13 protein-coding genes and 6 tRNA genes are annotated in these 18,660 nt (G+C 62.8%); 15 read left to right on the top strand and 4 right to left on the bottom strand.

Annotated features, from left to right (window positions below; translation table 11 throughout):
* Positions 1-228 precede the first annotated feature (228 nt).
* Together FFS21_RS17620 and FFS21_RS17615 are read left to right on the top strand one after the other, a co-directional pair.
* On the top strand, positions 229-1,257 hold the full coding sequence (locus FFS21_RS17620) for a Bug family tripartite tricarboxylate transporter substrate binding protein (RefSeq protein ID WP_249359469.1): 1,029 nt from the start codon (positions 229-231) through the stop codon (positions 1,255-1,257).
* Positions 1,258-1,398: 141 nt separating this feature from the next.
* Positions 1,399-2,070, top strand: a complete 672-nt coding sequence (locus tag FFS21_RS17615) for a GntR family transcriptional regulator (RefSeq protein WP_137926067.1) — start codon at positions 1,399-1,401, stop codon at positions 2,068-2,070.
* A 20-nt stretch (positions 2,071-2,090) separates the two neighbouring features.
* Here the strand turns inward: FFS21_RS17615 and FFS21_RS17610 are convergent, their stop codons facing one another.
* Entirely contained in the window at positions 2,091-3,749 is a 1,659-nt protein-coding gene (locus FFS21_RS17610) for a GMC family oxidoreductase (protein WP_137926066.1), read from the bottom strand.
* A gap of 24 nt (positions 3,750-3,773) precedes the next feature.
* Positions 3,774-5,747 carry an alkyl/aryl-sulfatase gene (locus tag FFS21_RS17605; protein ID WP_137926065.1) on the bottom strand — a complete coding sequence of 658 codons (1,974 nt, stop codon included), beginning with the start codon at positions 5,745-5,747 and terminating at the stop codon, positions 3,774-3,776.
* Positions 5,748-5,847: 100 nt separating this feature from the next.
* Here FFS21_RS17605 and FFS21_RS17600 point away from each other — a divergent pair, with 100 nt between their 5' ends.
* Positions 5,848-6,756, top strand: a complete 909-nt coding sequence (locus FFS21_RS17600; protein WP_160472621.1) for a LysR family transcriptional regulator — start codon at positions 5,848-5,850, stop codon at positions 6,754-6,756.
* Positions 6,757-7,051: 295 nt separating this feature from the next.
* Here FFS21_RS17600 and fabI read toward each other — a convergent pair whose 3' ends face one another.
* On the bottom strand, positions 7,052-7,834 hold the full coding sequence (gene fabI, locus FFS21_RS17595) for an enoyl-ACP reductase FabI (RefSeq protein WP_137926063.1): 783 nt from the start codon (positions 7,832-7,834) through the stop codon (positions 7,052-7,054).
* Between the two features lie 215 nt (positions 7,835-8,049).
* Here fabI and FFS21_RS17590 point away from each other — a divergent pair, with 215 nt between their 5' ends.
* From FFS21_RS17590 to FFS21_RS17570, 5 genes are all read left to right on the top strand, one after another.
* Positions 8,050-9,933: an extracellular solute-binding protein gene (locus FFS21_RS17590; RefSeq protein ID WP_137926062.1), complete on the top strand. Its 1,884-nt coding sequence runs from the start codon at positions 8,050-8,052 to the stop codon at positions 9,931-9,933.
* Between the two features lie 15 nt (positions 9,934-9,948).
* On the top strand, positions 9,949-10,998 hold the full coding sequence (locus tag FFS21_RS17585) for a microcin C ABC transporter permease YejB (protein WP_137926061.1): 1,050 nt from the start codon (positions 9,949-9,951) through the stop codon (positions 10,996-10,998).
* Positions 10,995-12,128 carry an ABC transporter permease gene (locus tag FFS21_RS17580; RefSeq protein ID WP_137926060.1) on the top strand — a complete coding sequence of 378 codons (1,134 nt, stop codon included), beginning with the start codon at positions 10,995-10,997 and terminating at the stop codon, positions 12,126-12,128. Before FFS21_RS17585 ends, FFS21_RS17580 begins: the two co-directional genes overlap by 4 nt.
* The gene (locus tag FFS21_RS17575) at positions 12,125-13,780 is read left to right on the top strand and encodes an ABC transporter ATP-binding protein (protein WP_137926059.1); all 1,656 of its coding nucleotides are present in this window, start codon (positions 12,125-12,127) and stop codon (positions 13,778-13,780) included. Before FFS21_RS17580 ends, FFS21_RS17575 begins: the two co-directional genes overlap by 4 nt.
* A 341-nt stretch (positions 13,781-14,121) precedes the next feature.
* The gene (locus FFS21_RS17570) at positions 14,122-14,802 is read left to right on the top strand and encodes a C40 family peptidase (protein ID WP_137926058.1); all 681 of its coding nucleotides are present in this window, start codon (positions 14,122-14,124) and stop codon (positions 14,800-14,802) included.
* 175 nt (positions 14,803-14,977) lie between these two features.
* On the opposite strand, the gene FFS21_RS17565 is transcribed toward FFS21_RS17570, so the two are convergent.
* Positions 14,978-15,916, bottom strand: a complete 939-nt coding sequence (locus tag FFS21_RS17565; RefSeq protein ID WP_137926057.1) for a patatin-like phospholipase family protein — start codon at positions 15,914-15,916, stop codon at positions 14,978-14,980.
* A 200-nt stretch (positions 15,917-16,116) separates the two neighbouring features.
* On the opposite strand from FFS21_RS17565, the gene gltX reads away from it, so the two are divergent.
* The 7 genes from gltX to FFS21_RS17530 all read left to right on the top strand — a co-directional run bounded on the left by gltX (position 16,117) and on the right by FFS21_RS17530 (position 18,608).
* A complete protein-coding gene (gltX, locus tag FFS21_RS17560; protein ID WP_137926056.1) occupies positions 16,117-17,514 on the top strand; it encodes a glutamate--tRNA ligase in 1,398 nt (465 codons plus the stop codon).
* A gap of 219 nt (positions 17,515-17,733) precedes the next feature.
* Positions 17,734-17,809 (top strand) — tRNA-Ala (locus tag FFS21_RS17555).
* An 8-nt stretch (positions 17,810-17,817) separates the two neighbouring features.
* Positions 17,818-17,893, top strand: a tRNA-Glu gene (locus FFS21_RS17550).
* A gap of 66 nt (positions 17,894-17,959) precedes the next feature.
* Positions 17,960-18,036: transfer RNA gene (locus FFS21_RS17545), tRNA-Asp, on the top strand.
* Between the two features lie 166 nt (positions 18,037-18,202).
* A tRNA-Ala gene (locus tag FFS21_RS17540) sits at positions 18,203-18,278 on the top strand.
* Positions 18,279-18,389: 111 nt separating this feature from the next.
* Positions 18,390-18,465 (top strand) — tRNA-Glu (locus tag FFS21_RS17535).
* A gap of 66 nt (positions 18,466-18,531) precedes the next feature.
* Positions 18,532-18,608: transfer RNA gene (locus FFS21_RS17530), tRNA-Asp, on the top strand.
* Positions 18,609-18,660 lie beyond the last annotated feature (52 nt).

The raw sequence follows: 18,660 nt of genomic DNA, 5'->3' as shown, positions 1-18,660 counted from the left end.
TTGGCAGGGCGGCGATATCCGGGTGTACCCGGGGTGTGCGATTTTTGCGCTGATTCGGTGCCGATGACCCAGAACAGGGATTCATTCTCGGTGCAACGGTGAAGCGCAGCATAACGCTTTACAGAATACAGATCAATAATTAAAGTCTGTATACAGGACGGAGTGCAGGGCCGGAGCGATTGCCCCGGTCTCCACCGTGCCCCCCACCACCTGCCTTGGAGCGTTACCATGACGTTGCACCGACTTGCCTCGATTCCCGCCTCCCTGCTTGCTTTCCCGCTCATTTTTCCGCTCGGATTGCCACTGATGCTCGGGTCTGCCGCTGCTTCCGCGCAAGACACCGCTGCGTGGCCGCAGAGCACCATCGCCATCGTCAGCGGCTTCCCTGGCGGTGCCGCCACAGACATCTACGCGCGCAAGCTGGGTGCCGAACTGACCCGGGAGTACAACGTGCCGGTGATTTCGGATAATCGACCGGGTGCCGGAGGGAATATCGCCTCCAGCCTGGTCGCGCAAGCAAAGCCGGATGGTTATACCTTCCTGTTGGGAACGGCCGGCACGCACGCCATTAATCCAGCCCTATATTCGAAGTTGCAATTCGATGTGGTGAATGATTTTTCGCGGATTGCATTATTGGGAACGCTGCCCAATATCCTGTTGGTGAATCCGGAAAAGCATCCCGAGATCAAGACCTGCCAGGATCTGCTCAATGCGGCGCGCAAGGAGCCGGGCAAGCTGAACTACGCGTCTACCGGCAACGGCGCTTCGGGCCATCTGGCCGGCACCCAGTTCGCCACAGCCTCCAAGACCAGCTACATGCACATTCCGTACAAGGGGCAGGGGCCGGCGATGACAGCGCTGCTGTCCGGCGAGGTCGATTTCTTCTTCAACCAGAGTTCGCCCAGCCTGGGCGCGATCCAGTCGGGCAAGGTCCGGGCGCTGGCGGTGACGTCGGCCCAGCGCGTCAGCGTGCTGCCGAATGTGCCGACTGTGGCGGAAGCCTGCAACCTGCCGGGCTTCGAGAGCACCACGTGGTACGGGCTGCTGGGGCCGGCCAAACTGCCTGCCGATATCCAGAGCCGCATGTCCAAGTCCGTGTTGCGGATCATCAACGAGGATAGCTTCCGGCAATGGCTGGTCAGCCAGGCAATCCAGCCGATTGCGGACGGCGGCCCCGTCAATTTCAAGCGCGTGCAGGTGGCCGATATGAAATCGTGGGCCCGCATCGTCAAGGATTCCGGCGCCCATGTCGATTAATGGTTGTTGCACCGGCACGATTTGTATTCAGGCCGGTGCACAGCTGCGGATGCAGGGGCGGGATTCAGGTATATTCCAGCCTTTCTCCGGCCGCCCGACGGGCGCCGGAGCGCTGGAAAACCAGATACAGGAATCGATAACGTGGCAACCGTGGCAACCGACAGCATCGTCGAGCAGGTGTATGACAAGCTCAAGCTGATGAGCGTGGGCTATGAGTTCAAGCCCGGCGAGCGCCTCAACGAAGGCGTGCTGGCCAGTGCCCTGGGCGTCAGCCGCACGCCGCTGCGCGAGGCGCTGACCCGCCTGACCATGGAAGGACTGCTGCGGTTCTCGCCCGGCAAGGGGTTCTTCTGCCGCGACCTCGACGCGCAGGAAGTGTTCTCGCTCTACGAGATGCGCAAGATCGTGGAGACCGAGGCGCTCCGGCTGGCCATCGAGCGTGCAAAGGACGAGGAAATCGATGCGCTGCTGGCCTTCCTTGAAAGCACCGGCCCGGAGCCGGGGGATCGCAGCGTGGAAGAACTCGTCAGGCTCGACGAGACCTTCCACGAGGGGCTGATGGCGATGTCAGGCAACCAGGAGATGCTCCGGGTGCTCAAGAATATCAACGCTCGCATCCGCTTCGTGCGTTGGATCGACATGGAACGCTGCGACCGGCGCGTGAGCCAGAACGACCACCGCGACATCCTGCTCGGTCTCAAGGCTCGCGACCCCGAGCGCTGCATCCCGATCCTCACGCGCCATATCAGCCGGCGCTATGACGAAATCTCCGCTGCGCTCAAGGAAGGGCTGGCACAGATCTACATGGGCTGATCTGGCCGGGCGGCTGACGCTTACCCCTGCCGCAGCAGGTCGGCAGCCCGCTCCGCGATCATGATGGTCGGCGCATTGGTGTTGCCGCCGATCAGCGTGGGCATCACCGATGCATCCACCACACGCAGTCCCGCCACGCCGTGCACGCGTAGTTGCGGATCGACCACTGCCATCGCATCGACCCCCATCTTGCAGGTGCCCACCGGGTGATAGATCGTGTCGGCATTCCCGCGCACGAAATCGCGAATCGCCTGGTCGTCGCCTTCTCCGGGGCCGAGCACTGCGTCAAGCGGATCGGCGCCTGATCGATCCCCCAGCGCGGCCTGCGCAAAGATGCGCCGCATCAGCTTCACGCCCGCCACCATGCCGTCGAGGTCCGATGGCGCGGAGAGGAATCGCGGATCGATCAGCGGGGTCTCGCGCATGTCCGCCGATTGCAGCCGCACCGTGCCCCGGCTCTCGGGGCGCAGCACGCAGGCATGGCACGAGTAGCCGTGACCCGGCCGGCCATTGCCCTTGCCGTTACGGAAGACTTCCGAATTGCCGAGCAGCGCTGGCGCGAAGTGAAGCTGCAGGTCGGGCGCGGCAAGCTCCGGACGCGTCTTGACGAACGCGCCAGCCTCTGCCACCGGCGAGGCCAGCATGCCCGTGCGGCGCCAGCGGTAGCGCATCACCTCTCCCGCCATGCGCGCCACGCCGCGCAGCGAATAGCCGTACAGGTGCCACGACGCCACGGGTTTTCCGATGATCACATCGAGGTGGTCCTGCAGGTTCTCGCCCACGCCGGGCAGGTCGTGCACCACGTCGATGCCGAGGCTGCGTAGGTGATCTCCCGGCCCGATGCCCGAGGCCATCAGCAACTGCGGCGAATGGAACGCACCGGCGCTCACGATGACCTCGCGCCGCGCCCGCAGCGTCTGCCGCAGGCCGTCACGCACGATCTCCACGCCCACCGCGCGCTTGCCCTCGAACACGATGCGCAGCGCCTGGGTATCCACCATCACGTCGAGATTCGCGCGCCCCGCGTTGTAGCCGGCGTCGGCACGATTGCCACGATGCAGATAGGCGCGCGCCGCATTCCATCGCTCGCCGTTGTATTGCGTGGCCTGATACAGCCCCACGCCTTCCTGTTCGGCGCCATTGAAATCGTTGTTGAGCGGCAGCCCGGCCTGCGCGGCAGCCTGCACGAAGCGGCGCGAAAATGGATTCGGCGTGCGCAAGTCGCTCACGTGCAGCGGTCCGCTGCCGCCGTGCCAGGCATCGTCGCGCCCCGCGTTGCGCTGGTTGCATTCGCTGCGGCGGAAGTAGGGCAGCACTGCGTCATAGCCCCAGCCTTCCGCCCCCAGTTCGGCCCAGCGGTCGTAGTCGCTGCGATGCCCACGCACGTAGAGCATCGCGTTGATCGAGGAACTACCGCCCAGCCCGCGCCCGCGCGGCTGGTACGAAGGCCGGCCGTTGAGTCCCGCCTGCGGCACGGTGCGCAGGCCATAGTTGCGCGGTCCGGCATTGGGAACGGTGCGGGCAATGGCCAGCGGCGTCCAGACACTGGGATGATGATCGTGCGGCCCGGTTTCGAGCAAGGCCACGGTCTGGCCGGGTTGGTCAGCCAACCGGCCCGCCAGCGCGCAGCCCGCCGAACCGGCGCCGATGACGATGTAGTCGAACGTTGTCTCGCGCATGAGTTCTGTCTCCTCCCGCTGTTCTTATTTCTGATAGCCGTGCGGCGTCACCAGGTTGAAGCTGCTGTCGAACGTGTCGAGCATGCCGAACAAGCCTGCCACGGCCTGCGGGTTGCCGTCGATCCGGATTGCGCCCGACTGGATGGCCTGCGGCAGCGTCAGTTGCTTCAGGCTGATCTGATCGAGCGTGACCTTGGTGAGCGTGACCGTGGCGGTAGGCTGCGTGTGCTGGGCTTCGGACACATAGGTCAGGGCGCTGTTGCGCAGCGTCATCGCATAGCGCTGGCCCAGATCCGTGAATTGCCAGTTCAGCGTCATCGTCTTGCCGGGGGCCTTGTCTGCATTGAGCCGGACGGCGAGGAAATCGAAGAAGTTCTGCACCGTCAGTGCGCGCACCAGATCGGACGAACTTGTGGCACCTTGCGTGGACTTGCGCACGCCGTCGCGCAGTTCCTGCGCGCCGCTCAGATAGATGTTGCGCCACGTGGCGTTCTCGCTCTGGTAGCCGAGCTGTTCGAGCGCATCGGCCTGCAGCGCGCGCGCGGCCTCGTTCGATGGATCGGCAAACACAAGTTCGTTGCCGATCTGCGCCACCCAGCGGTACTCGCCGCGCGCGAAGGCATCGCGCAGCTTGCCCAGCACGGCATCGGCACCGCCCATCCACTCGATGGTCTTCTTCGCGGCGGATTCGGGCGGCAGCGGGTTCAGGTGCGCCGGGTTGCCATCGTAGAAGCCCAGGTAGCGCTGGTACACGGCGCGGACGTTGTGGCTCACCGAGCCGTAGTAGTCCCGCGCATACCACTTGCTGGCGAGCGGCTGCGGCAGGGTCTTCAGTTGATCCGCGATCTCAAGGGGCGAGTAGCCGAGATTCATCAACCGCAATGTCTGATCGTTCAGATACGCGTACATGTCGCGCTGGTCGGACAGCAACTCGACGATATTTGCACGGCCCCAGGTTGGCCAATGGTGCTGGCCGATCAGCACATCGGTGCGGTCGCCGTAGCGCAGCAGCGACTGCGCCAGGAAGTACGACCAGCCCTTGGCGTCGCGCACCTGTGCGCCACGCAGCGTCAGCAGGTTGTGCTGGGTGCGCACGGCGTTCTCGGCGATGCACAGGGTGCGGAACTGCGGCAGGTAGATGTTCATCTCTGCCGGCGCCTCGGTGCCCGGTGTCAGCTGAAACTCGATGTCCACGCCGTCGATGCGGCGCGTCTCGATCGGTTTCTCCACCAGCGACGTGGGCGCCAGCAGCGTCATGGTGCCGCGCGCCAGCGCCTTCCCCAGACCGGTATCCACCTGGCCGGTGGCACGCTTTGGCAGGTTGGTGCCGTACATGTACTGCGCGCGGCGGCTCATGGCCGTACCGGCCAGCACGTTCTCGCTGACCGCTTCATCCATGAAGCCGTGCGGCGCAATGATCGCAACCTTGCCAGATTTGACATCGGCATCGCTGACGATGCCGCGCACGCCGCCGAAGTGATCGGCGTGGCTGTGGGTGTAGATCACCGCGACGATGGGCTTGCGCGGGCGGTGCGCATAGTAGAGATCAAGCGCGGCGCGGGCCGTCTCGGCGGTCAGCAGCGTGTCGATGACGATCAGTCCCGTGTCGCCTTCGATGATGTTCATGTTGGCCAGGTCGTTGCCACGGATCTGATAAACGCGATCGGTGACTTTGAACAGGCCCGCTTCATTGTTCAGTTGTGCCAGTCGCCAGAGGCTGGGATTGACCGTGTCTGGTGCATCGGCGGCGGACTCGAAGGCATAGGCGTCGAAATCCCATGCGACGCTGCCATCTGCGGCCTTGATCGTGCGTTCGGGAAAGCGCGCCACCAGCCCGCGCCTGGCATCTTCATAGTCGGCCCGGTCCGAGAACGGCAGCTTGCGCAGCCATTCGGCATTCGACTGTGCGGTCAGGGGAGTGGCCGGCTTGGGCGCGGCGGAGACACTCATCGCGGTAAGCAAGGCGGTAACCAGCAGGGCGGGGCGAGCGAAGCGCATGGAAAATCAGTCTCGGATTGGACGAAGCGTCTATTGGAAGCGTGTCACACCTATAATTCAATTGCAAAGTTTGTATTGCAGTGATGCATGGAGTGCATACGTGAATCTGAAGAGGCTCGAACATCTGGTGGCGGTGGCCGAGGAGGGCTCACTCGCGGCGGCAGCGCGGCGCGTGCATCTGAGCCAGCCGGCGCTCACCCGCAGCATCCAGGCACTGGAGGAGGAGGCTGGCGCCGTGCTGCTCGACCGCGGCGCGCGCGGGGTCACGCTGACCACGGTGGGACGTATGGTGACCGAACGCGCGCGGCGCATCCTGTTTGAATCGGGCTGCCTGGCCCGTGACCTTGCTTTGGTGCGCCAGCACGAGATCGGCAGCGTGCAAATCGGCCTGGGCGCCTTCCCAGCCGCCATTCTGTTGCCCGAACTGCTCGGTGCCCTGCATCGGCAATGGCCGAAACTGCGTATCGCCACCGAGGTCAGCCACCCGCGTGCGTTGCTGGATGCGCTCTACGCGGAGCAGGTCGATTTCGTCGTGATCGAGCACAGCACGATCCCGACCGCCGCCGAGCTGGAAGTGGTGCGCCTGCCAGCCGGCCCCGGCGGCGTCTTCGTCCGCGCCGGCCATCCGCTGGCCAGCGCGCCTGTGGATCTTGCGACGGTACGCGCCTCGGCGCTCGTCTCCGTCGTCTTTCCGCCGGAAACCCATGAACGCCTGCGCAAGCTACTGCGCTGCAAGCCCGGCGAAGACCTCCCGTTCCAGGTGGAAAGCAACGACTTCCGCGCGCTGACCCACCTCGTGCGCGATGCCGACGCGCTGCTGCTCGCCCCCGCCCGCGCGGTACGTGAAGAACTGGAGGCAGGGCGCCTCGTGCCGCTCGATATTGCCGAACTCCGTGACATCCCGATGCAGTTCGCTGTCGTCTGGCTGACCCAGCGGACGCTGTCGCCAGCGGCGGAAAGGGCGGTGGGGGTGATTTTGGAGGTGGCGGGGGATGGTGTTTCGCAGTGAACGGGTTGACGAGTTCCCAATCTATATTCGGGGTCAACTACTAACCGGAGCCGATTGTGCCCGCAGAGCTAGACCCTGACAGCGACTGGCAAACGTCCTCATTGCTGAGGATTCTCGCCCTTGGACAACTGCAGATCAATCGGCGCCAGTTTTCCGAAATTCAGGACGTGTTCGCAGAATTGGATGAATTGGATCGCCGGGACAAGTCCAATAGTTTGTCGAATACACATCCTGCCAAATGAAGAAGCGCCCAAACGGGGCGCTTCTTCATTCGGCAAACAAACTACCAAACCGCTTACTCTTCCACCGCCGTACCGACGATGTTGTAGCCGCCATCGACATACGTGATCTCGCCGGTCACGCCGCTGGCCAGGTCCGACAGCAGGAAGGCGGCCACGTTGCCGACTTCCTCGATCGTGACGTTACGGCGCATCGGGGCCACGTCTTCGAAGTGCTTCAGCAGCTTGCCGAAATCCTTGATGCCCGAGGCGGCCAGCGTCTTGATCGGGCCGGCCGAGATGCCGTTGGCGCGCATGCCCTTGGGACCCACGGCCGATGCCAGGTAGCGGACGCTGGCTTCCAGCGATGCCTTGGCCAGGCCCATCGTGTTGTAGTTGGGAACCACGCGCTCGGCGCCGAGGTACGTCAGCGTGAGCAGCGATGCCTTGTCGTTCAGCAGCGGCATGGCGGCCTTGGCCATGGCCGGGAAGCTGTAGGCCGAGATGTCATGGGCGATGCGGAAGCCTTCGCGCGACAGGCCGTCGAGGAAGTCGCCGGCGATGGCTTCGCGCGGCGCGAAGCCGATCGAATGCACCAAACCGTCGAATTTATCCCAGCGTTGCCCCAATGCGGCGAACGTGGCGGCGATCTGCTCGTCGCTGCCGACGTCGCAGTCATAGATCATGTCGGAACCGAATTCCTTGGCGAAGTCCGTGATGCGGTCCTTGAACCGTTCGCCCACGTACGTGAAGGCCAGTTCGGCGCCTTCGCGCTTGCATGCCGAGGCGATGCCGTAGGCAATCGAACGGTTGGAAAGCAAGCCCGTGATCAGGATCCGCTTACCTGCCAGAAATCCCATAGAAACTCCATGATTGGTTGTGTGGACGGGCATGTTTTGTGCACCGGGCCGTGGCCTGGTGCATCGGCGGGAATCATTGCCCGCATTTTGTTGCGCCGCGTAGAGGGAATGTCCGGATGGCTGGTCGCCAACCGAACGCATGTAAAATTGTCGCACAACTTCGCCCGGCCACAAGCCGTCGGGCTGTCTCGGGCACTGTGGAGGTCTGCAACCGGATGCTGATTCATGCACGTTGGCCGCGTTGGGCGGCAGGGCGGTGCTTCCGTCGACGCGCGGCGATGCAGTGGGGTCTGGCGCTTTCGATCATGGCTACGGGTTTTCCCGTATCGGTTCATGCCGGTCATGGCTTCGCGCTGCATGGCGACCTCAAGTATCAAGCCGATTTCTCGCATTTCGACTACGTCAACCCGACGGCGCCCCAGGGCGGCACGCTGACGCTTGCCAATCCGGACCGCCGCACCAGTTTCGACAAGTTCAACCCGTTTACACTCAAGGGCACTGCCGCGCCGGGCCTGACCTCGCTGATGTTCGAAACGCTGCTGATCAGCAGCGCGGATGAATCGGCCAGCGCCTATGGCCTGCTGGCCAACGACGTGACGGTGGCGCCAGACCAGCTTTCGGTCACGTTCCAGATCCGTCCCGAGGCGCGCTTCAATAATGGCGATCCCGTGCTGGCCGCCGACGTCAAGTATTCCTACGACATGCTGATGAGCAAGTCCGCCAGCCCGGGCTACCGCAGCATGTGCTCGGACGTGAAAGCCGTGGTGGTAACCGGCGAGCGTTCCGTACGGTTTGACTTCAAGCAGCGGAATGCCGAGTTGCCGCTGATCGTGGGGCAATTGCCGATCTTCTCGAAGAAATGGACGGCCAAGGTACCGTTCGAGAAGGTCACGTTCGAAGAGCCTGTGGCCAGCGGCCCGTACCGGATCGAGCGATTCGACGCCGGGCGCGGCATCATTTTCCAGCGCAATCCGGCCTATTGGGGCGCAAAGCTGGCCGTGCGCAAAGGCACGTTCAACTTCAATCGCGTGGTCTACCGGCTCTACAAGGACGAGACCGCCCGGCTCGAGGCATTCAAGGCCGGCGAGTTCGATGCGATCGTCGAATATCGCTCCAAGAACTGGGCCAAGAGCTATGTCGGCAAGCGGTTCCGTGACGGCAGCCTGATCAAGACCGAGTTTCCGCACCGGAACGGCGCCGGGATGCAGGGCTTCGTCATGAATATGCGCAAGCCGATTTTCCAGGACGTGAACGTACGCCGGGCGCTGATCCTCGCGCTCGACTTCGAATGGCTGAACCGCCAGTTGTTCTATGGCGCCTATCGGCGGCTCGACAGCTGGTTCTCCAACAGCGACCTGGCCGCGAGCATCACGTTCGACGGCAAGCCGGGCCCCGGCGAGCTGAAGCTGCTGGAACCACTGCGTCACGAACTGCCGCCGGAAGTGTTTGGCGTGGATGTGGTGCAGCCCACCACCAACCCGCCACGCTCGTTGCGTGACAACCTTCGCGACGCCCGGCGTCTGCTGGCGCAGGCCGGCTGGACCTACGCCGACGGCGCGCTGCGCAACGCCAAGGGCGAACCACTCGTCTTCGAATTCCTTGACGATGGCGGCGCGATGAGCCGCGTGATTACCGCCTACGTGCGGAACCTGGAAAAGCTCGGCATCCAGGTGCATCAGCGCACCACGGACTTCGCGCTGTACCAGAAGCGGCTGGAAGATTTCGATTTCGACATGGTGTCGATTCGCTTCCCGGACTCCCAAAGCCCGGGCAACGAACTGCGCGACCGCTTTACGGCCGAGGCGGCCGGCACGCCGGGCTCGGACAACCTGTTCGGGCTCAAGTCCCCGGCGGTGGACAAGCTGGTGGACGCCGTGCTGCACGCCGAATCGCGCGATGACCTGATCGTGGCGGGCCGGGCACTCGACCGTGTGCTGATGCATGGGTACTACATCGTGCCGAACTGGTACAGTGCGTCCCACCGTGTGTCGTACCGCAAGGAGCTGTCGTACCCGACGCGCCTGCCGTATTTCTACACCGCGGAGGGCTGGATTCTCTCCAACTGGTGGCGCAGCGACCTCGCGCCCAAGACGCAGTAAGGATACCGAAGGCCAATGCTTGCCTATCTGCTGAAGCGAATCCTGCTGATGATCCCCACGCTGGTAGGGGTCATCACGCTGACGTTCATCGTGATCCAGTTCGTGCCGGGCGGTCCGGTCGAACAGATGATGATGGAGATGAAGGGCCGTGGCGGCGCCGCGGAAGCCAGCGGCGGCGGGGCGGAGTACCGCGGCCGGCGTGGCGTGGACCCCGAGAAGATCAAGGAAATCCAGGCGCTCTACGGCTTCGACAAGCCGCCGCTCGAACGTTATTTCATGATGCTCAAGCGCTTTGCCCAGTTCGACCTGGGCCAGAGCTATTTCCAGCACCGCAGCGTCTGGGAACTGGTGAAGTCGAAAATGCCGGTATCCATCAGCCTGGGGCTGTGGACTTTTTTCCTGACCTACCTGATATCGGTGCCGCTCGGCATCTCGAAAGCGATCCGGGCGGGCACGCGCTTCGATGTCATCAGTACGATGATCGTGCTGGTGGGCTACGCGATTCCCGGCTTCGTGCTGGGTGTGCTGCTGCTGGTGCTGTTCGGTGGCGGCACGTTCCTGCAATGGTTCCCGTTGCGCGGCCTGACCTCGGACAACTGGGAACAGCTTTCGCTGATGGGCAAGGTCATGGACTACCTGTGGCACCTGGTCATGCCGATCACGGCGTCGGTGGTCGGCAGCTTCGCGGTGGTGACGATGCTGACCAAGAACGCGTTTCTCGAGGAAATCCGCAAGCAGTACGTGCTGACGGCACGGGCCAAGGGCCTGTCCGAACGGCGCGTACTGTGGAAGCACGTGTTCCGCAATGCACTGATTCCGCTGGTCACCGGATTTCCTGCGGCGTTCATTGGCGCCTTTTTCACGGGTTCGCTGCTGATCGAGACGCTGTTCTCGCTCGATGGCCTGGGCCTGCTCTCCTATGAAGCCGTGCTGCGCCGCGATTATCCGGTGGTACTCGGCACGTTGTACCTGTTCACGCTGATCGGCCTGGTGACGCGCCTGATTTCCGATGTCTGCTACGTGATGGTGGACCCCCGCATTCATTTCGAGGGGATGCACCGATGAGATTCCGCGCCAAAGCCGCGGCAGGTGTCCCGAACCTGCCGCACTCGCTCTCGCCACGCCAGCGCGCCTGGCAGCGGTTTCGCCGTAACCGGCTGGGGTACTGGAGTTTGGTGCTATTCGTGATCCTGTTCGTTCTGAGCATGGGCGCCGAACTGCTGTCGAGCGATCGTCCGCTGATGGTTCGCTACAAGGGCGAGTACTACTTTCCGATCGTCAAGGTCTACTCCGAAACCACGTTCGACGGTGACTTTCCCACGCCCGCCGACTACCTCGATCCGTTCATCCGCGACCGGATCACGAGCAACGGCAACTTCGCGATCTTCCCGCCGAACCGGTATTCCTACGACTCGCTGAACTACTTCGCCAAGGAGCCAAACCCGGCGCCCCCGTCGGCAGAGAACTGGCTCGGCACCGACGACCGGGGCCGGGACGTGCTGGCCCGGCTGCTGTATGGCTTCCGCGTCTCGGTACTGTTCGGGCTGGCATTGACGGTCATCGGCGTGCTGGTCGGCACGCTCACGGGCGCCTTGATGGGTTTCTTCGGGGGCCGCTTCGACCTGGTTTCCCAGCGTGCCATCGAGATCTGGAGCTCCATGCCGGAGCTCTACCTGCTGATCATCTTCGCCTCGATTTTCGAACCAAGCCTGGCGCTGCTGGTCATCCTGCTTTCGCTGTTCGGATGGATGGGCCTGTCGGATTACGTGCGTGCCGAGTTCTACCGCAACCGCTCGCTGGACTACGTCAAGGCGGCCCGCGCGCTGGGACTCTCCAACGTACAGATCATGTGGCGCCATATCCTGCCCAACAGCCTGACGCCCGTGATCACGTTCCTGCCGTTCCGCATGAGCGCGGCCATCCTGGCGCTGACCAGTCTCGACTTCCTCGGCCTGGGCGTGCCGCCAACCACGCCGAGCCTGGGCGAACTCCTGGCGCAGGGCAAGGCCAATCTCGATGCGTGGTGGATCTCGCTGTCGACCTTCGCAGTGCTGGTCGTGACGCTGCTGCTGCTGACCTTCATGGGAGATGCCCTGCGCGATGCGTTCGACACCCGCCTGGGCCTGGCGCAATTGCGGGGTCGCGTGGATCCCAAGGTGCCGGCCGGCAGTCCCGCTGCGGAGGCCACGCCATGAGTGCCGTGACGCCGCTGTTCGATGAATCCGTGGCGCCCCCGGCGCCCGGTACGCAACTGATGTGCGTGGATCGCCTGTCCGTGACGTTCGGCGAAGGTGAGCACGCCACGCGCGCCGTGCGCGAGGTGAGTTTCGATCTGCGCGCCGGCGAGCGCTATGCACTGGTTGGCGAATCGGGCTCGGGCAAGACCGTGACCGCGCTGGCCATGCTGCGGCTGGTTGGCGATGCGCAGTACCACGGAGCGATCCGCTTCGAAGGCAAGGACCTGCTCCAGGTGTCCGATCGCGAGATGCGCGGCATCCGTGGGTCGGAAATCGCGATGATCTTCCAGGAGCCGATGACGGCGCTAAACCCGCTCTATACGATCGGCAACCAGATCGTGGAAACGCTGGCGCTGCATGAGGGGCTGGACCGGCGTGCTGCGCGTGCCCGGGCCATCGCGTTGCTGGAGCGCACAGGCATCAGCGACGCTGCGAATCGCTTCAACAGTTTTCCGCACCAGCTTTCGGGCGGGCAGCGGCAGCGCGCGATGATTGCCATGGCACTGGCCTGCCGCCCCAAGCTGCTGCTGGCCGATGAGCCGACGACCGCGCTCGACGTGACCATCCGCGCCCAGATCCTCGACCTGCTGCGCAGCCTGCAGGCGGAGTTCGGCATGGCCGTGATGTTGATCACCCATGACCTCAACATGGTGCGGGCATTTGCCCAGCGCGTGGGCGTGATGGAGAAAGGCGTGCTTGTGGAAACTGGCGAAACCGCCGAGGTCTTCGCCAATCCACGCCATCCGTACACACGCAAGCTGATCGATAGCCGGCCGAAGCGCGAAGTCTTGCCGCTCGTGCCGCTCGCTCCCGTGCTGCTGGAAACCGACGCGCTGTGTGTCAACTACCAGAAGAAGAAGCCCGGATTTGCCGGCTGGTTCGGCAAGGAAGCCTTTGCGGCGGTCAAAGACGTCACGCTGCAACTGCGTGAAGGCGAGACTGTGGGCATCGTCGGCGAATCGGGTTCGGGAAAGACCACGCTGGCCCATGCGGTGCTGGCGTTGCAGCGCAAGAGCGGCGGGGCGATCCAGTTTCTGGGGCGCAGCTTCGACGCCTGCTCCACGAAGGAGCGCAGCGCGTTGCGTTCGCGCATGCAGGTGGTCTTTCAAGATCCGTTCGGATCGCTCTCGCCGCGCATGACGATCGAGCAGATCGTGGGCGAGGGCCTGGCCCTGCATCAGCCGGGACTGTCGCCGGAAGCCACGCGAGAACGTGTGATCGAAGCGTTGCGCGAAGTCGGTCTCGACCGAACGGCGCTGGGACGCTACCCGCATGAGTTCTCGGGCGGCCAGCGCCAGCGCATCGCCATCGCACGTGTGCTGATTCTGAAACCGCAGGTTCTGGTGCTCGATGAGCCGACTTCGGCACTGGACGTATCGATCCAGCAGCAGGTGCTGGCGCTGCTTTCTCAACTCCAGCACAAGTACAACCTCAGCTATCTGTTCATCAGCCACGACCTGGCCGTGATTCGTGCGATGGCGCACCGAGTCATCGTGATGAAAAACGGTGAAGTGGTGGAATCCGGTGAAACGGATACGGTGCTTGGTGCGCCGCAGCATCCGTATACGCGCAAGCTGATGGCTGCAGCACAACTTGGCGCACCGGGATGATGTGATCGCAGGGTCTTGTTTAACGGTCGTGTCACATGGATTCTTTATAGCGAATCCGAGAAACAAGATGACTTTTTTGCGCTAGTTCGTTGATTTGCTAGTCTTTTGCGGGGAATTTGTAACCAACTTTGACACGTCAAGGTGGGTACTTTAGTATCCTGCGATAAGTTTTGTCGGGGGTGGTTCGTCCGCCGCATGCAGGCCTTGGGGAAGGCCGGAGTTGCACGCGGCTGGTGCAGTCCAGTTGGCGTACTTCTTGCGTACGTTCCGCCCTGATGTTTTCACGCTGTCCGGCTATGTCTGACAAGCCGGTCAGATTTGTCCGATCATCAGGAGAGCCAATGCAAACGGTACTTCATTCGCTGGCGCGTGCCGCTATCGGAATTGCCATTGCCTGCGGCGCGACTGTGTCGAATGGAGTGCTGGCGGATACGGTCTTCAAGGACCCCGACTCCCGGATCGAAGCGCGTGCCGACCAGGCCGCCGATCATCCGGAACACAAGCGTGGCTTGTTGTCGTCGGTCATGAATTCCACCAGCAACGTTGCCAGCAAGGCTGGCGACCTGGTTGTGAACGCGCTGGGCCTGATTGGTGTGCGTTACCGCTTCGGCGGCAACAGCCCCGAATCGGGCCTGGATTGCAGCGGCTTCGTCCGCTACGTGTTCAACGACACCTTCGGCTTCATGTTGCCGCGCCGATCCGTTGAAATGAGCCAGGTGGGCACCACCGTGGTGGCCAACGAACTGCGTCCGGGCGATCTCGTGTTCTTCAACACGATGCGCCACACCTTCTCGCACGTCGGCATCTATATTGGCGACAACAAGTTCGTGCATGCGCCGTCCACCGGCAGCAAGATCCGCGTGGATGACATGCGGGCCTCGTACTGGGTGACGCGTTACAACGGCGCCCGCCGCATCGACGATTCGGCACGTGGCTCGGTGGACAACACGGGCAGCATGATCGAGACGCTCAAACGTTTCGATCCAAATGCCCAGGGCCGCTCGATGCTTGTGGGTGGCTGACCGGATCCCCGATCTGGTTCCAACAAAAAGGACTGCCTTGGCAGTCCTTTTTGTTTGTCGCGCTAACTGCTGCCCGCCGCTACCGTCAGGAGGGTGACACTGGCTGTCGGCTCGGTTGACGCTTTTTGTCGGCGTTGTGGTCGAGGTGACAACAATCGCGAGACGTCCCAGGCAGTCAGGGGGCGGCGCCGATTGTCGCCACGGGGCGGTTGCGCGCCTGTGCGAGCTTGTCTTTCAGCGTGGCCAGCACTGCTGCCGTGGCCTGTTCGCCAGCAAGGATCGCCCGGTTGCGCGATGCAAAGTCGCTGCCACCCATATCGGGCAGGTCGGGGCGGATCACCACGTCAGCGCGTGCCAAAGACATCTTGTTGATCGAGTTGCCCATGATGGCGGTGGTCTGCAGCAGCACGCCGCTCTGACCATTGTTCTTCTGGCTCGACGGATCGGCCGAGATGTTGACGGCGATAATGAAGTCAGCGCCCATCTCGCGGGCCGAATCTACCGGCACGGGCTCCACCAGGCCGCCATCGACATAGTCCTGACCACCAATGGAAACCGGCTGGAATACACCGGGGACGCTGCTCGATGCGCGCACGGCCTGCCCGGTATTGCCGCGCCGGAACAGGATGCGCTCGCCGGTCTTGAGGTTGGTTGCCACGATGCCCAGCGGCAACTTCATCGACTCGATCGGCCGATTCTTGACCAGCCGGTTGACGTAGTTCTGCAGCGCCTCTCCCTTGAGCCAGCCGCCGAACTTGGTGCCAAACGGCAGCGCCCAGTCGGCAATCGCCGCCTCGTCCATCGTCAGCGCCAGCTTGTTGAGTTCGAAGCCATTCATGCCCGTGGCATACAGGGCGGCGACCACGGACCCGGCACTCGTGCCCGTGACGATCTCGGGATGGATGCCCTGGGCCTCCAGCGCCTTGATGACACCGATATGGGCAAAGCCGCGCGCGGCGCCGCCGCCCAGTGCCAGGCCGATGCGAATCGGGCGCGGCGGGGCGACGGGCGGTACTGTTGCGATAGGCGGGACCGTCGGTGCGGGTTTGGGGCCGAACGAGCAGGCCGCCAGTAGCAAGGCCGCCGAGGCGCCCAGGAAGTTTCGTCGTTGCATCTGGAATGGGAGGCTGGGAAGTGACGCGTCGGGCATTGCGGATGCCGACGAGTCTGAGACCGGTGGCAGGATAAATGATTCCAGGGCCGATGGGTGGGTGCGCTGCGCGCGGATGGCGGTAGGGGAGGCGTATAATGCGGCATCCAGCGAAATCCGGCCTGCGCGCACCCGTGCGCGGGCCTTTTTGTTTCTCCCCGACCATGACACAACGCGTCCGCACCCGCTTTGCGCCGAGCCCGACCGGCTTCATCCACCTCGGCAATATCCGCTCCGCGCTCTATCCGTGGGCTTTCGCCCGCCGCATGAAAGGCGACTTCATCCTGCGCATCGAAGACACCGATGTGGAGCGCTCCTCCGAGGAAGCGGTTGACGTGATCCTGGAAGGCATGGCCTGGCTCGACCTCGATATCGATGAAGGCCCGTTCTACCAGATGCAGCGCATGGATCGGTACCGCGCCGTCGTGCAGCAGATGGTGGACAGCGACATGGCCTACCGCTGCTACATGAGTACCGAGGAACTCGACGCCCTGCGCGAAGCCCAGCGTGCCGCGGGCGAGAAGCCGCGCTACAACGGTTTCTGGCGTCCGGAACCAGGCAAGACGCTGCCCGAGCCGCCCGCCGGCGTGCAGCCCGTGATCCGCTTCAAGAACCCGATCGGTGGCAGCGTGGTGTGGGACGACGCCGTGAAGGGCCGCATCGAGATTTCGAACGACGAACTCGATGACCTGGTGATCGCGCGCCCGGATGGCACGCCCACCTACAACTTCTGTGTCGTCGTCGATGACCTCGATATGAAGATCACGCACGTGATCCGGGGCGACGACCACGTCAATAACACGCCGCGCCAGATCAACATCATCCGTGCGCTCGGCGGCGAGGTGCCCGTCTATGCCCACCTGCCTACGGTGCTGAACGAGCAGGGCGAGAAGATGAGCAAGCGTCATGGCGCGATGCCGGTGACCGGTTACCGTGATGAAGGGTTTTTGCCCGAGGCCGTGCTGAACTACCTGGCACGCTTGGGCTGGGCACACGGCGATGCCGAGATTTTCTCGCGCGAGCAATTCGTCGAGTGGTTCGACCTGGAGCATCTCGGCAAGTCGCCAGCGCAGTACAACCCGGAAAAGCTCGCCTGGTTGAACAACCACTACATCAAGACGGGCGACAACGCGCGTCTGGCGGACCTGACGCGCCCGTTTATCGAGGCCGAGGGTGGCAAGGTGGAAGGCGCCGATCTGGTCGGTGTGATCGCACTGGTCAAGGACCGCGCCAATACGCTCAAGGAGGTGGCTCAGGCCGCGATGCTGTTCTATCGTGGCGAGCCCCAACCCGACGCCGCTCTTAAGGCCGAGCACCTCGCAGACGAGATCCGGCCCGCGGTGCAGGCACTGGCGACGCAGTTGGGTGCGCTGACCGAGTGGAAGCGCGAGGCCATCAGCGCCACGTTCAAGGCCGTACTCGCGGAGTTCGGTCTCAAGATGCCCAAGCTTGCAATGCCTGTGCGTCTGCTGGTGGTGGGGCAGTTGCAGACCCCGGCCATTGATGCTGTGCTGGAACTGATCGGTCGCGATACGGTGCTGCGCCGGCTGGCCGCTGGATAAAAAGTGCGGAAAAGTCTCGGCGGGGGCTTGCGCTCAGGCCGGGACTTCAGCATAATCTCGTTCTCCCTGCTGCACGGCGCAAGTCAAGCAGCCCGGTTGAAAAACAGGAAAAAGGGACTTGCAAAATGCGGTGACTGATTTATAATCGCCGCTTCGCTGAAACGCAGTTAGTAAGTAACAAAGCGGTCGGCGGCAAGCAGTAGCAAGGCAGTAACTATTGGGGCTATAGCTCAGCTGGGAGAGCGCTTGCATGGCATGCAAGAGGTCAGCGGTTCGATCCCGCTTAGCTCCACCAAAGTTTCTGTCCCCTTCGTCTAGAGGCCTAGGACATCACCCTTTCACGGTGAGTACAGGGGTTCGAATCCCCTAGGGGACGCCAAACATTGGACGTAATCACTCGTCCAGTTGGCTGTCCGGAGCGAAGCTCCAGATAGCAACCAACAACGGAGCGGTAGTTCAGTTGGTTAGAATACCGGCCTGTCACGCCGGGGGTCGCGGGTTCGAGCCCCGTCCGCTCCGCCAGACTGAGCCCGCTTGGGTGAAACCAAGCGGGTTTTTATTTGGGTGAGAAGTGAGTATTTGATAATCACTTTTCGATTTACCCTGGACTGGTTTTGAAGTCCTGAAAAATCAAAAACATAATCATGACGTTCGCAAGAAATCGTGATTATGTATTCCAGCAGTATATGGGGCTATAGCTCAGCTGGGAGAGCGCTTGCATGGCATGCAAGAGGTCAGCGGTTCGATCCCGCTTAGCTCCACCAGGATTAAACAGGCGCTGAAGTAGTAAAAAAAGTTGCCTGAAATTGTGAAAGTTCTGCTAGAATAGCGGACTTCGCAGCAGTAGACGGAAACGTTGCTTGCAATCGATTTCTGTCCCCTTCGTCTAGAGGCCTAGGACATCACCCTTTCACGGTGAGTACAGGGGTTCGAATCCCCTAGGGGACGCCAAACATTGGACGTAATCATTCGTCCAGTTGGCTGTCCGGAGCGAAGCTCCAGATAGCAACCAACAACGGAGCGGTAGTTCAGTTGGTTAGAATACCGGCCTGTCACGCCGGGGGTCGCGGGTTCGAGCCCCGTCCGCTCCGCCAACTTTTAAAAAAGCCTGCGCAAGCAGGCTTTTTTTTCGTCTGTAGGAAATAC

Origin of the sequence: Cupriavidus sp. 2SB, from assembly GCF_005503625.1 — a bacterium.
Taxonomy (GTDB): Bacteria; Pseudomonadota; Gammaproteobacteria; order Burkholderiales; family Burkholderiaceae; genus Cupriavidus.
This window is presented reverse-complemented; position numbering and strand designations above follow the sequence as displayed.